This window comes from Pseudoalteromonas sp. G5_S1_14_S5, assembly GCF_054968605.1.
On record NZ_JBQKUM010000007.1, the window covers coordinates 19,439 to 33,401 of the forward strand.

Sequence of the window (13,963 nt, forward strand, 5' to 3'; positions counted from 1 at the left end):
TAAAGTCAATCAAAGCTTAAGTTAAACTCTTGATACTTATCTAATATCTCCTGCTTATCAGATGTAGGGTGCTTCTTAAAGGAGGCACTTTCTACAATCTCTTCGCTCTGGTACAAGCGAATATTCATTTTGTAAATTTCAGTAGAAATGTTTCGAGCTTTTTTCTTGTAAGTCTCAAAGTTTTTATCTGAATAAGAGACTGTCACTTTTTTACCATTCATGATTACTCCTATCTTCAAAACAAAGTTGCAATTGGGTTATTAACACAAGGTGGCTCAAACCAACCCAAAGTACCACTTTGATTATCCCAAACCAGTTTGGAAATGGAACTCCACGAGTGACCATTCTTTAACCTATAATATGTCAATGTTGGTTCATTAGCAAATACATCAAAGACAACCCCCAATGGCACATATCGCCCTGTTTTTAAAAAGCGCTCGAGGACCCGACGAGTAGCAAGATCTCTTTCTATACTAACTGTGATGAGATGTACTTCATCATAACCAGCTTGTTCAGAAAGATAATTTTTTAATTCTATAATTGAATCTACATCATACCCGATCTTCGGTATGACAACATTAGCCCCATGAACAGTCATAGCTTCAAAAACCGATGGTTCATCACCTTTCACTTCAAACATAACTTTAGCTGCTTCTTCATGAACGATGGTAGAACCTTGAGGAAGCTTAAATTCGGGGAACTTCCTTTTGGCAAAGTCTGTATCAATTATAGCGGCGCAACAATGACTAGAAACCTTTGAGGCAACATAAGACTTACCTGAACCTGGTAGTCCTGAAATAATAAAAGCCTTTCTTTGCACTAGATGTTTTTCAGGGCGTACACCACCATGACCAAGACGAATCTTATCGTCATTTGTCAATACTTTCTTAGCTACCAACTCTTTAAAAATTCTTTTACGAAGTTTTCTTCGCTCATCAGTGGTTGAATAGTACGGATGTCGGTTAACTTTATGACTTAATGTTGATTCAGCTGTCGTGCTTTCTATTAGCTTCTCAGCGGTAACAACCTCTTGAACGCTATCACCCAACTTTCGTGTATTAGTCATACCTAAAGAGCGAGTTAAAAAGTCATGTACTTTTAGGTTATTATTTAAGGGCCTTGAGTAGTCTTTCATTACATCTTGTTCTTCATTGAAATTGATGTTTCATATGGTCGTAGTATGACATCCAGACATACATCAATCCAGCATCTAATACTGCACCATCTACATAAATCACAAAGACATAAATAACAGCCAATACACACCTTTTAAATCCCAAATGACTAATTGATGGAAGTCGTTATTTTATAATTAAACAGCATTAACTAGGAAAAATTACTTGAGGCATTACCCCAATACCCAGCTGCTCTTTGGTGGAAGGTGACAGCTCATCAACTCTATCGTAAATCCAATCAACGAGTTTTTCACCGTCCATCACAGAAACATTTTCACGCTTAGCAAATTCTAAGGTAGAGTCAGCCACAGTAGCTGTTGTAATGAGCCATTTATCAACATGCTCATCTTCTTCGATAGCCGCAAGTTGACGAATTCCCCACCCACTAGTTTCACCTCTATGGTGCTTAACTTGGATAAACACTCGGTTACTCGATACAGGGTCAGTGCGACTTGCTTCAATATCAACATCAGAAATGTCTGAGGTCTTATTTTTAGCAGCGATATGAGCTGAATATCCCTCCAACTCCATAAGCTCTTTAACCAACCTCTCCAAGCCATAACCACCACTTTCTAACGTAGTTGTACCGCTTCTAAGCTTTGCAAGTAATGTTTCTTTAAAGTCAGCAACTTGTTTATCTTTCTGCTGCTGAAAAATGCTATCAAAACAAACTTGGTTGTTATCTTTTAACTGAGCTACGTACCCTTCAATCTCACCGGAGAATTCATTCAAAGAGGCAATTGTCATTCTGATTTTCAATCGACTTTCCAATGCCTGAGATAACTTTGAACGTGGAATCTTAATAGCTAAACCATTTTCGTCCTTGAAGTAGTCAACATTAATACGGTTTGCGCCATAACCCCCATTCTCATCATAGGACTTACCTTCTCGAACAATCCCAACAACTATCGCGCGATGTACAGGAACTACAACTATATCTCCAGGCTTAGCATGGAAAAATCGAGAGATTTGGTTTCTTTGTCGACCAAGGTTGATCTGTTCGTCTTCAACGTATTTCATTAAATCTTTAAAGTCGCAGAAAGACGACATCTCAATACAGTCCCACCCATACCCAGCTAAATTTTTAGAAATCAATTCACTTGGGCTTCGAACCAAAATTATCTTACTCACACTTTCCCCTTAAAGTTCATGAGAACTCGCAGACCGAACTTCACTACAAGAACCACCAACATATTAATAATAACCAGTACAACAGCGGCCTACGGCAAGCTGTTGTACTGGTTATTATATATTTAATATCAATATCCTATCCGAAGCCTAGCTCTCAATTCATCCCACCACATTCATACAATCAACTAGCCACCGATACCACCACCTCAATCAAAACGCATAACTTACATAGCATTTCCACCAGCATCATTGGTTTAGATCTACGGTGACACCTCACTCAGTAGTCAGCGACTGTTACCGCAGGGCAATAGCCAGAAAGTCACTCACTGGGGTTGTAGCGGCGATATTAACCCATTGAGGGTTAGTAATAGCGGTAGGGGGCAGGGAACCAGCTAGAGTAAGGCAAGCAAATTTAATAAAACCATCTAGACTTAAAGTTCGGTGTCCAAGCTTGAGGAAAGTATGCATGAGTATGTCAAAGGGAATTAAACAATTCAGCAAAAACGTAGGGCAAAGCTCGACAGAATTAATGAGTACATATATCGGAGATGGGTTCACGGTAGAACAGGCTAAACGAGCAACCGATATCGCTATGGCTCATAAGATTGATCATTATATTGACGAGCATTTTAGCGACAAAAGTGCTGCTGAAATTACATCTAGTCTTTCTGGGTTTGGTAAAGAAGGCTAACCTTCAACTTAAATTAGTAAGTTCTGCCAAAGTGCGTGATTAGTTGTTAATGTATATCCCCAACGAATTAATCACACACTACTCATCAGCCACCATCCGATAAGGCTTTAGCGCCAATTCATAAAAACGATCTTTTCTTTAAGCCAGAACCCCATAGCACCGTAAAGTCACCATGGTCGTACCATGGTTCTCAGACTCGACAGCCCTTGGAGATACTGGCTTGCAAGATTGCAGAAGTTTGCATTTGTTGGATTTACTAGGATTCCCTTGCGCACAGATTCGACATGCGATGAACCATAGATGCACCATGGACAGAGTTTGAAGGCTTATAAAGTGAGTCGATTTGGAGAGATTTTTTGCTGATAACAGAAAAGGAAAACTAAGCTAAGCTTTTGATTAGCCTAGAAACAACAAAGCCCCGACGTGAGTCGAGGCTTTGTCATATTGAATATGGTACCGGTAGGCGGACTTGAACCGCCACGCCCGAAGGCAACGGATTTTGAATCCGTCGTGTATACCAATTTCACCATACCGGCATTATCGTGGGCATTGCCCTTTCGATGTTTGTCATTATACGTATGCAAGCTGATGTGGCAAGTATAAAAACTTGAATTCACGTGTGTTTGCCGATAATTTCGCCACTAAGTCATAAGCTGTGCGTTATGTCTCTTTTCACGATCAGCCTTAAACTATATTCTGATGCCTAAATTTTTGAAGAAGTATTAACACCATGACATCTACCAACACACTGCCACCAGCAGGAGTGATGCGCCGATTCGGTGCTTTATTCTATGACGCCTTAATCGTAATCGCTATTGAAATGATGGCGGCTGGCGTCATAATCGCTTTACTGCATGCGCTTATGGCTCTTGGCATTTTTGACCACAGTGGTTATGCCGATGTCAGTGACTTCCTAACCAACCATCCTATCTGGAGCCCTGTTTACACATTTTATCTAATGGCGGTTTGGGTTTACTTCTTTGTGTTCTTCTGGACTCGAGCTGGTCAAACCCTGGGAATGAGAGCATGGAAACTTCGCGTTCAGAACAAAGATGGCTCTGCGATTACTGTCACTCAAGCTCTTATTCGCTTAGGAACCTCTGGTTTTGGTTTAGCCAATCTATGCGTTCCATTAGATCCTCAAAAACGTGGCTTTCACGATATCTGGGCGAAAACAGAAGTGGTTGTATTACCTCAAGCGCGATAGCGATTCTAAACAGCTGCAACCAAGAACAAAAAAGGAAGGCGTTATGCCTTCCTTTTTCATTTATAACTTCCGCCTCAAGAGCATCACGGCTATTCCGAGGAATACCACACTCGGGGCTATAGCACCAAAGGCCGGAGGTATCTGATACACCAAACTCACTGGACCAAAGAACTCACTAGATATATAGAAGGTAAAGCCCGCGATAACACCAGATAGGATCCTTGCCCCCATGGTCACACTACGCAGCGGACCAAAGATAAATGACAGCGCCATCAACATCATCACCGCGATAGAGATTGGCTGGGTTATCTTTCTCCACAACGCCAGTTCGTAACGAGCCGCGTCTTGTTCTGACGCTTTCAGATAAGATACGTAATCATACAACCCACTCAATGACAACTCTTCTGGTTTCACGGTCACGATTGCAAGTTTGTCTGGTGCGAGTGATGTTTTCCAAGTGTATGATGGCAAATTCTCTTTCGTTATCTGCAGTTCATTTTCAAACGAAGTGACGACAACATCTTTCATCGTCCAAACGTTATCTCCAACGTAATCAACCTCTTTAGAATAGATAGCGGTTTTCAAAGCCTTATTTTCATCAAAGCGCCACATGTTCATGCCATATAGCTTGTCATCATCAATTTTGACAATAAAGATGAAATCATTGGCATCACGAGCCCAGACACCGCTTTGCGTGGAGATGATATTCCCCCCTGCAATCGATATGGTTCTTAAGTCACGAGCCATCTTTTGTGCTTGAGGTGCACCCCACTGCCCTAATAGCGTCACCACTATCATTAATGGAATCGCAGTCTTAAGTACCGATAAACCGATATCTAGCTTAGAGAAACCCGCCGCCTGCATGACTACCAGTTCAGAGCTCGCAGCGAGCATACCTAATCCGATCAATGCACCAAGCAAAGCTGCCATTGGGAAAAACATTTCGATATCACGCGGGATACTTAACAAAACAAAGTACAGAGCTTGGAGTAAATCGTAGGTACCACGCCCCACTTTTCTCAACTGCTCTACATACTTGATGATGCCTGAGAGGCCAACAAACGTCACTAATACTAGTGACGTAGTTGCGATGATGGTTCTGCCTATATATAAATCGAGAATCTTAAACACGGCTTAAGCCAACCTCTTATTCTTGAATTTTTCTTTCAAACGCCTTACTGGCTCGCTATCCATAAAGTTTGCACCAATCGCGACAATTAACAACAACGCATTGATTGGCCACATGCCGATTACTTCAGGGATACTGCCCTCTTCTATTGCTGACTTAGTTGCACTGATTGCCAAGAAGTAAGTCAGATAAATCAAAATTGCAGGACCAATTTTAGCGAAGCGTCCCTGTCTTGGGTTTACCGCCGAGAGTGGCACAACAAGCATGGTCAACAATGGAATACAGAGTACCAATGAAATACGCCATTGCAATTCAGCTTTTGCGCTATTATTTGGATTGCCGATAAGATCAAGTGTCGGAATCGCTTCCCAATCACGACCTTTCTTCGCAACTTCTCGCTGGCCAATCAAGCCTTCATACTCTTCGAAGTGTGTCACCATATAATCAAGACGAGTTGGAACACCTTCATGACGAGTACCATCGTACATCACGATAACTTGGCGACCGTCGCTGAGCTCTTTTACATCGCCCGACTTCGAATACATAACACTTGGAAGCACGGAATCACGTGGACGCATTTGAGCAACGAACACGTTTTCTAGCTTATTACCGTCGATATCATCGATGAACACCACAGACGAACCGTCTGGCGTTCCTTCAAACTTACCCTTTGGTAGCAAATCAACACTGTTCTCTGCGGCCACTTCCTCATACATCTGTTCAACCTTGTCTTGCGACCAAGGGGATAACCAGAATGAGTTAAAAGCAGCAACCGATGCGGTAATCAAAGCTAAGTACAGCGCCGATTGAATCAGGAATTTGTTACCGATGCCGGTCGCGTTCATGACCACTATTTCACTTTCAGCGTAAAGACGCCCAAAAGTAAGCAAAATACCAATATAGATACTGAGCGGAAGCATCAATAAGCCCATCGCAGGCATATTAAGGCTAACGATCGACAAAATTAGACTCGCAGGAATAGCACCATCAGAGGCGTCCGCTAACACACTGATAAATTTTTGGCTGAGAAACACGAGAAAGAGAACAAAAAAGATCGCAAATTGGCTCTTGATTGTCTCGCGGATCAAATATCTAACAATAATCACGCTCAAATTACCTATACAAAACTTGTTTTTTTGATTGAATCACTATAATTTCCCGTTGAACCTTTTATTTTTTTAAATTTTTAACTAAGTGTTAGCGTTCTTCTTTAAGGTTAGTTCCATTATAGGATCCAACAAGTAAGAACTCATTATCTAACATTTAGTTCGATTTGTCTTCAGGATGTAGGAGTACGCATGGAGTTCAGTGTAAAAAGTGGCAGCCCAGAGAAACAACGCAGCGCATGTATCGTTGTCGGTGTATTCGAACCGCGCCGCCTTTCTCCAGTAGCCGAGCAATTAGATAAGATTAGTGATGGCTACATTAGTTCACTGCTTCGTCGCGGTGACTTAGAGGGTAAACCTGGCCAGATGCTACTACTGCATCAAGTACCTGGTGTACTTTCAGAACGTGTTCTACTTGTAGGCTGTGGTAAAGAGCGTGAGCTAGGCGAACGTCAATACAAAGAAATTATTCAGAAAACCATCAGCACACTAAACGAAACTGGTTCTATGGAAGCAGTATGTTTCCTAACAGAACTGCACGTTAAAGGCCGCGATACTTACTGGAAAGTTCGTCAAGCGGTAGAAGCGACTAAAGATGGTCTTTACACGTTTGACCAATTCAAGAGCAACAAGCCAGAGACTCGTCGCCCACTACGTAAATTGGTATTCAACGTACCAACACGTCGTGAACTGAGCCTAGGTGAAAAAGCGATTGCTCACGGTCTTGCGATTGCTTCAGGTGTGAAAGCATCTAAAGACCTTGGCAACATGCCACCAAACATCGCAAACCCAGCATATCTTGCATCTCAAGCTCGTCGTCTAGCTGACGACTTCGAAACCGTAACGACTAAGATCATCGGCGAAGAAGAGATGGAAAAACTGGGCATGACCTCCTACCTAGCGGTCGGTCGTGGTTCAAAGAACGAATCTATGATGTCTATCATGGAGTACAAGGGCGCACCAGATTCTGATGCAAAACCGATTGTACTTGTTGGTAAAGGCCTAACGTTCGATTCAGGCGGTATCTCACTTAAGCCTGGCGAAGGTATGGATGAGATGAAGTACGACATGTGTGGCGCTGCGTCTGTATTCGGTACTATGAAAGCGCTAGCTAAACTGAACCTGCCAATCAACGTTGTAGGTATTCTTGCTGGTTGTGAAAACATGCCAGGTAGCAATGCTTACCGCCCAGGTGATATCCTAACGACGATGTCAGGTCAAACAGTTGAAGTGTTAAACACTGATGCTGAAGGTCGCTTGGTTCTTTGTGATGCGCTAACTTACGTTGAGCGTTTCGAACCAGATTGTGTGGTTGACGTTGCAACACTAACAGGCGCATGTGTTATCGCTCTAGGTCACCACATCAGTGGCGTTCTATCGAACCACAACCCACTGTCTCACGAACTTGTGAATGCATCTGAGCAAGCAAGTGACCGAGCATGGCGTCTACCAATGGCAGACGAGTACCATGAGCAGCTAAACAGCCCATTCGCAGATATGGCGAACATCGGCGGCCGCCCAGGCGGTACTATCACTGCTGGTTGCTTCCTGTCTAAGTTCACTAAGAAATATCACTGGGCTCACCTAGATATAGCAGGTACAGCTTGGAAATCTGGCGCAGCAAAAGGCTCGACAGGTCGTCCTGTCTCAATGTTAGTCCAATTCTTATTGAACCGCAGCGGCCAAGAGACTGAAGAGCAATCTTCAAAATAATAAAAAGGGCCTACGGGCCCTTTTTTAATAAGCGCTATTTGTTAGGGCCTGTTGACCAAGTAAGATAAATTGCCACAATTTTCAGTTCGAGTATCAAGTATGCAGACAGCTACGTTTTACATAGTGTCATCAGACAGCCCACAAGCCAGTGAAGAAGGTTTCACTAACTATGTGCTGTTTCTTGCTCAGCACTTTGCAAAACAAGGCGCTAAACTTTATCTCAACTGTAATGACAAAGCCCATGCCGAGCGTATCGCAGAATTTTTCTGGCAAGTCGATCCCAGTGAATTTATTGCGCATAACTTGGTTGGCGAAGGCCCGAAGTATTCAACCAACATTGAGATTGGCTACCAAGGTGTAAAGCACAATTGGAATCGTCAGCTAGTAATTAATCTGGCCGATAATCATACAACCTTTGCGAACGCCTTTGCTCAGGTGATAGACTTCGTCCCTTGCGAAGAAAAAGCTAAGCAACTCGCTCGAGAAAGGTATAAAATTTACCGTCAGGCTGGATATCAGCTGCAGACTATCGAGATTCAACATCCATAGTCAAACCTCATAGATAAAGCTATCTTTGAATTTAGATTCAAGAAGCTTCACTTATGAAGTTTGACCACGATTAACCATTCACAGTATCCGTTTAAGAGCACTATGGAAAAGACATACAACCCAACATCAATCGAACAAGCTCTGTATCAGACTTGGGAAGAGAAAGGCTACTTTAAGCCACACGGTGACACATCAAAAGAAGCTTACAGCATCATGATCCCGCCACCGAACGTCACTGGTAGCCTACACATGGGTCACGCGTTCCAAGACACTATCATGGATACTCTAATCCGTGCTGAGCGTATGAAAGGTAAGAACACGCTTTGGCAAGTGGGTACTGACCACGCTGGTATCGCAACTCAAATGGTTGTTGAGCGTAAGATCGCGGCAGAAGAAGGCAAAACTAAGCACGATTACGGTCGTGACGCTTTCATCGACAAGATCTGGGAATGGAAAAATGAATCTGGTGGCACAATTACTAAGCAACTTCGTCGTCTAGGCGCATCGGTAGACTGGGACCGTGAGCGTTTCACTATGGATGATGGCCTATCTAACGCTGTTCAAGAAGTGTTTGTTCGCCTATACGAAGATGACCTAATCTACCGTGGTAAGCGCCTAGTAAACTGGGATCCAAAACTGCACACTGCAATTTCTGATCTTGAAGTTGAAAACAAAGACAAAAAAGGCCACATGTGGCACTTCCGCTACCCGCTAGCAAACGGCGCGAAGACCGCTGAAGGTAAAGACTACATTGTTGTTGCGACGACTCGTCCAGAAACCATGCTTGGCGATACTGGTGTTGCAGTAAACCCAGAAGATCCACGTTACAAAGATCTTATTGGTAAAGAGATCCTACTTCCTATCGTTAACCGTTTAATCCCTATCGTAGGCGATGAGCACGCGGATATGGAGAAAGGCACTGGTTGTGTGAAAATCACGCCTGCGCACGACTTCAATGACTACGAAGTTGGTAAGCGTAACAACCTACTAATGATCAACATCCTAACGTTCAACGCAGACATCCGTGATGCGGCTGAAGTATTCACCACTAACGGTGAAGCTAGCGATGTTTACTCTACAGAACTTCCTGCTAAGTACCACGGCATGGAGCGTTTTGCTGCTCGTAAAGCGATCGTTGCTGAATTCGAAGAACTTGGTCTTCTTGATGAGATCAAAGATCACGATCTAACCGTTCCTTACGGCGACCGTGGTGGTGTGGTTATCGAACCAATGCTAACTGACCAATGGTACGTACGTGCTGCACCTCTTGCTGAGCCTGCTGTTAAAGCGGTTGAAGATGGTGACATCCAGTTCGTTCCTAAGCAGTACGAAAACATGTACTTCTCTTGGATGCGTGACATTCAAGACTGGTGTATTTCTCGTCAGCTTTGGTGGGGGCACCGTATCCCAGCTTGGTACGACAACGACGGCAACGTATATGTAGGTCGTACTGAAGAAGAAGTACGTGCAAACAACAACCTTGCTCCAGTCGTTGTTCTTCGCCAAGACGACGACGTACTTGATACATGGTTCTCTTCTGCTCTTTGGACTTTCGGTACTCAAGGCTGGCCTGAGCAAACTGAAGACCTGAAGACATTCCACCCTTCAGATGTTCTAGTAACAGGCTTCGACATCATCTTCTTCTGGGTTGCGCGTATGATCATGATGACCATGCACTTCAACAAAGATGAAAATGGTAAAGCACAAGTACCATTCAAGACAGTTTATGTTACCGGCCTAATCCGTGACGAAAACGGCGACAAGATGTCTAAGTCTAAAGGTAACGTTCTTGACCCTATCGACATGATCGATGGTATCGACCTTGAGTCTCTAGTAGAGAAACGTTGTGGCAACATGATGCAGCCTCAACTAGCGAAGAAGATCGAGAAGAACACTCGTAAGACTTTCGAAAACGGTATCGAACCATACGGTACTGATGCACTGCGTTTCACTCTTGCTGCTATGGCATCTACTGGCCGTGACATCAACTGGGACATGAAGCGTCTTGAAGGTTACCGTAACTTCTGTAACAAACTATGGAACGCAAGCCGTTACGTACTGATGAATACAGAAGAGCACGATTGTGGCATGTCACTATCTGCAGAGGACCGTGCAAACATGGAATTCTCTCTAGCAGATAAGTGGATTGAATCTCAGTTTGAGCTAGCAGCGAAAGAGTTTAATGCTCACCTAGACAACTACCGTCTAGACATGGCAGCAAACACGCTTTACGAATTCATCTGGAACCAATTCTGTGACTGGTACCTAGAGCTAACGAAGCCAGTTCTATGGAAAGGTACAGAAGCTCAGCAACAAGCAACTCGCTACATGCTGATCACTGTTCTAGAGAAGACACTACGTCTTGCTCACCCAGTGCTTCCTTACATTACTGAATCTATCTGGCAGAGCGTTAAGCCGCTAGTAGACGGTGTTGAAGGTGAAACTATCATGCTTCAAGCGCTTCCTCAGTTTAACGAAGAGAACTTCAACGCTGAGATCGTAGAAGACATCGAATGGGTTAAGACTTTCATCACTGCTATCCGTAACCTACGTGCGGAATACGACATTGCACCTAGCAAAGGTCTAGAAGTGATGATCAAAGTGGCTAACGAGAAAGACGCGGCGCGTATCGAAGCGAACAAGGTAGTTCTGAACTCTCTTGCTAAGCTAGATAGCCTAACAGTTCTTGCAGACGATGCATCTCTTGATCACAAAGAACTTCCAGCATGTGCGACTAAGCTAGTGGGTCAATCTGAGCTGATGATCCCAATGGCAGGTCTTATCGATAAAGATGCAGAACTTTCTCGTCTTGATAAAGAAGTGAAGAAAACGCACGGCGAAATCAAGCGTATCGAAGGCAAGCTAGGTAACGAAGGTTTCGTTGCTAAAGCCCCTGAGGCGGTTATCGCGAAAGAGCGTGAGAAGCTAGTTGGCTACCAAGAGACACTAGCGAAGCTTGAAGAACAGAAAGCGACTATCGCTGCACTGTAATTGGTTAGCTAATTAACTTACCAACTCGAGCATATAAAAAGGGCAGATAATTCTGCCCTTTTTTGATCTTGTCGTTTATCGCTAATGAGCACTTTTTAGCGAACTTATACGCTCGGTTAACTCTGGATGGGTGCTTAACCACGCAGGTATTTCAGCCTCATTTTCAGAGCTCTCTTGTAACAACTCAAACATCTCAATCATAGGCTGATTGGTGCCGTGTATCTGCCACATTGAATCCGACGCAAACCTATCCGCTTCTCGTTCTGCCTGTTGCGACTGACCATTATTGGCGACGAAAACCCCGACTCCAGCTAAATTATCGATCACACCTGTGCTTTCACCTGTCAACATTGCGACAGAGAGTGAAAGCAAGCTAGAACGAACAATCGCTTTCATGACGTGTTGTTGCTCAATATGCCCCAACTCATGCATTAGGATACTATCTAATTGCTGCTCAGTTTCCGTTAGCGCTACCAAGTCATCAAGCACGATGATAGTACTGTGGCTCAAGGCAAAAGCATTGGCACCGAGCTCAGAGGAGCGAAACAGCAAACGGACGTCCTCATCAATACCGATCGCTCTCAAATGACTTTCAAAACGCTGGCGGATCATAATTTGCTGAGACAGTGTTAAGTTCGATGGCTCAAACAATTGCTCATCCAAAGAGACTAACACCCTATCCTCTACCATCTTTAATGCTGAGTCAGGAAGGTAAGTGACCACTTTATTTGTTAGCCAAGGGATGCCGTGAGTGAATGTTCCAATGGTCAACGTCAATATAACGATACAAGATAGCAGAATCGCCGTAACATTCTTTTCTAGCTTACCCATCGAATCGTGCTGACCATGCTGTTTTAAAAACGCTGTCAGTTCATCACTCGGTTTCGCCACAAACAGCCAGCCGTCAGGAAATGCGATCTTACTTGGCGTTGAGCCAACACCGACATTGATTTTCACATCAGCAACGTTGGCCGAACTGCGTTGATTGCAGGCATTAATCACCAATATATCGTCGAGCGATATCTCTAATGTTGCCTCACAGCGTTCAGAGCTGCGAGGCGGATGAGCAACACCGGATAGCATTAGCCAATACCAAGATCGACATCAAAGGCTTGTGCAACTTCATCAGAAACCGCTGACTTCACATTTGAGTCTTGATCAATAGCGACCAGTAACTCGAGATCGCCGTAAACAGAGGTATTGTCTGCTAAATAGTTCATCGTTCTTACCATAACCCAAGGACGAGCAAGACCTAGCGTGACGACTTGCAATAAGAAGTTAACCACAACCAAGCTGACGTAACCCTTAACCGTTAGAGTCGAAGCAAAAGTAAACTTAGGCTCACTCTCAGCTTCACTAGATTGAAGAACCAGTTGCGAGAATGTGTAGTTTCGAACACGCACTTTCAAATACGCGCCTACGGCTAAACCGATAGCAATGAAGCCAAAGTAGTAGCCAATCATGATAACGGCTAGATCACTATGTCCCATGAGATCAAGATACGATTCTGGGTTACTCATCAGATTAACGCCAGCCATCATAAAGAAGGCACCGACTAAAACCGCCGTGATAACAAGCCACGCTATCGTCGCGATCATATAGGTCTTGAAGTAAAATGCGTTTTTGTAATCTGCGCTAAATTGGCGCTCACCATAGCGGTAGCCATTTGAGAAGTAATTAGCCATACCGACCAAAGACCAAGCCTGCAGGTAGACATAAGCAGGCAAGAGTATAAGGATGGCTGCTACACCAGCAGTCATATTAAGACTCATGGTAAAGATCACGGCAGCCATAGCTGCAACAAAACCAAGCATGGCAAGCATGCCACGACCTAATATAGACCAGTAAGCACCAGCAACTGTGCCGTGAAACGAAAAGTGCACATTACGGAAGCTCGTCATTGCCGCGTCAAAGCGTGCATTGCTGCGAGCGAGTAATGGTAGCAGCAGAACAAAAGCCACAATTAATCCCAAAGAAAGCTCAGGAGAAAACTGTTCTGCAATCGACCACACTAAGACACAAACAAGCGCAATAGCACGGCCTTTAAGAATCTGCATTGGCTGTCCATGGTACTCGAAGCTATCACCAGCTATCGATGTATGACCGTAGAAGTAGCGCTTATTACGTACCTTGGCCCACGCTGAATAAATTCCAAGCGTAATCACTGATAGCAGGATATTGACAATCCATATGCCAAAGTACTCTTTACCTTTGCCACTAAAGTGAACTTTAGTTTCTAACCCTTTGGTTTCCATTTTTTACTCCATCTGA

Annotated in this window: 12 protein-coding genes and 1 tRNA gene; 5 read left to right on the top strand and 8 right to left on the bottom strand. The window is 43.8% G+C overall.

The window, feature by feature from the left end; all coding sequences use genetic code 11:
* Window positions 1-5 precede the first annotated feature (5 nt).
* The 3 genes from ACTRWI_RS03535 to ACTRWI_RS03545 all read right to left on the bottom strand — a co-directional run bounded on the left by ACTRWI_RS03535 (window position 6) and on the right by ACTRWI_RS03545 (window position 2,306).
* The gene (locus tag ACTRWI_RS03535; protein WP_499129423.1) at window positions 6-221 is read right to left on the bottom strand and encodes a hypothetical protein; all 216 of its coding nucleotides are present in this window, start codon (window positions 219-221) and stop codon (window positions 6-8) included.
* Window positions 222-235: 14 nt separating this feature from the next.
* Window positions 236-1,135, bottom strand: coding sequence for a zeta toxin family protein (locus ACTRWI_RS03540; RefSeq protein WP_102381668.1), 900 nt, complete (start codon window positions 1,133-1,135; stop codon window positions 236-238).
* A gap of 187 nt (window positions 1,136-1,322) precedes the next feature.
* Window positions 1,323-2,306, bottom strand: coding sequence for a restriction endonuclease (locus tag ACTRWI_RS03545; RefSeq protein ID WP_499129426.1), 984 nt, complete (start codon window positions 2,304-2,306; stop codon window positions 1,323-1,325).
* A gap of 466 nt (window positions 2,307-2,772) precedes the next feature.
* On the opposite strand from ACTRWI_RS03545, the gene ACTRWI_RS03550 reads away from it, so the two are divergent.
* Window positions 2,773-2,997, top strand: a complete 225-nt coding sequence (locus tag ACTRWI_RS03550; RefSeq protein ID WP_499129429.1) for a hypothetical protein — start codon at window positions 2,773-2,775, stop codon at window positions 2,995-2,997.
* Between the two features lie 451 nt (window positions 2,998-3,448).
* Here ACTRWI_RS03550 and ACTRWI_RS03555 read toward each other — a convergent pair.
* Window positions 3,449-3,533: transfer RNA gene (locus tag ACTRWI_RS03555), tRNA-Leu, on the bottom strand.
* Window positions 3,534-3,727: 194 nt separating this feature from the next.
* On the opposite strand from ACTRWI_RS03555, the gene ACTRWI_RS03560 reads away from it, so the two are divergent.
* Window positions 3,728-4,204, top strand: coding sequence for an RDD family protein (locus ACTRWI_RS03560; RefSeq protein WP_499129431.1), 477 nt, complete (start codon window positions 3,728-3,730; stop codon window positions 4,202-4,204).
* Window positions 4,205-4,264: 60 nt separating this feature from the next.
* On the opposite strand, the gene lptG is transcribed toward ACTRWI_RS03560, so the two are convergent.
* Window positions 4,265-5,335 (bottom strand): LPS export ABC transporter permease LptG, encoded by a 1,071-nt coding sequence (gene lptG, locus ACTRWI_RS03565; RefSeq protein WP_499129434.1) that lies wholly within the window; start codon window positions 5,333-5,335, stop codon window positions 4,265-4,267.
* Between the two features lie 3 nt (window positions 5,336-5,338).
* A complete protein-coding gene (gene lptF, locus ACTRWI_RS03570) occupies window positions 5,339-6,439 on the bottom strand; it encodes an LPS export ABC transporter permease LptF (RefSeq protein ID WP_499129437.1) in 1,101 nt (366 codons plus the stop codon).
* Window positions 6,440-6,631: 192 nt separating this feature from the next.
* Between lptF and pepA the strand changes: the two genes are divergently transcribed.
* The 3 genes from pepA to ACTRWI_RS03585 all read left to right on the top strand — a co-directional run bounded on the left by pepA (window position 6,632) and on the right by ACTRWI_RS03585 (window position 11,692).
* On the top strand, window positions 6,632-8,152 hold the full coding sequence (gene pepA / locus ACTRWI_RS03575; RefSeq protein WP_004738667.1) for a leucyl aminopeptidase: 1,521 nt from the start codon (window positions 6,632-6,634) through the stop codon (window positions 8,150-8,152).
* 99 nt (window positions 8,153-8,251) lie between these two features.
* Window positions 8,252-8,701: a DNA polymerase III subunit chi gene (locus tag ACTRWI_RS03580; RefSeq protein ID WP_499129441.1), complete on the top strand. Its 450-nt coding sequence runs from the start codon at window positions 8,252-8,254 to the stop codon at window positions 8,699-8,701.
* Between the two features lie 102 nt (window positions 8,702-8,803).
* Window positions 8,804-11,692 carry a valine--tRNA ligase gene (locus ACTRWI_RS03585; RefSeq protein WP_499129442.1) on the top strand — a complete coding sequence of 963 codons (2,889 nt, stop codon included), beginning with the start codon at window positions 8,804-8,806 and terminating at the stop codon, window positions 11,690-11,692.
* Between the two features lie 81 nt (window positions 11,693-11,773).
* Here ACTRWI_RS03585 and ACTRWI_RS03590 read toward each other — a convergent pair whose 3' ends face one another.
* On the bottom strand, window positions 11,774-12,775 hold the full coding sequence (locus ACTRWI_RS03590) for a M48 family metallopeptidase (RefSeq protein ID WP_499129445.1): 1,002 nt from the start codon (window positions 12,773-12,775) through the stop codon (window positions 11,774-11,776).
* On the bottom strand, window positions 12,775-13,947 hold the full coding sequence (locus ACTRWI_RS03595) for a YjgN family protein (RefSeq protein WP_499129447.1): 1,173 nt from the start codon (window positions 13,945-13,947) through the stop codon (window positions 12,775-12,777). Before ACTRWI_RS03595 ends, ACTRWI_RS03590 begins: the two co-directional genes overlap by 1 nt.
* Window positions 13,948-13,963 lie beyond the last annotated feature (16 nt).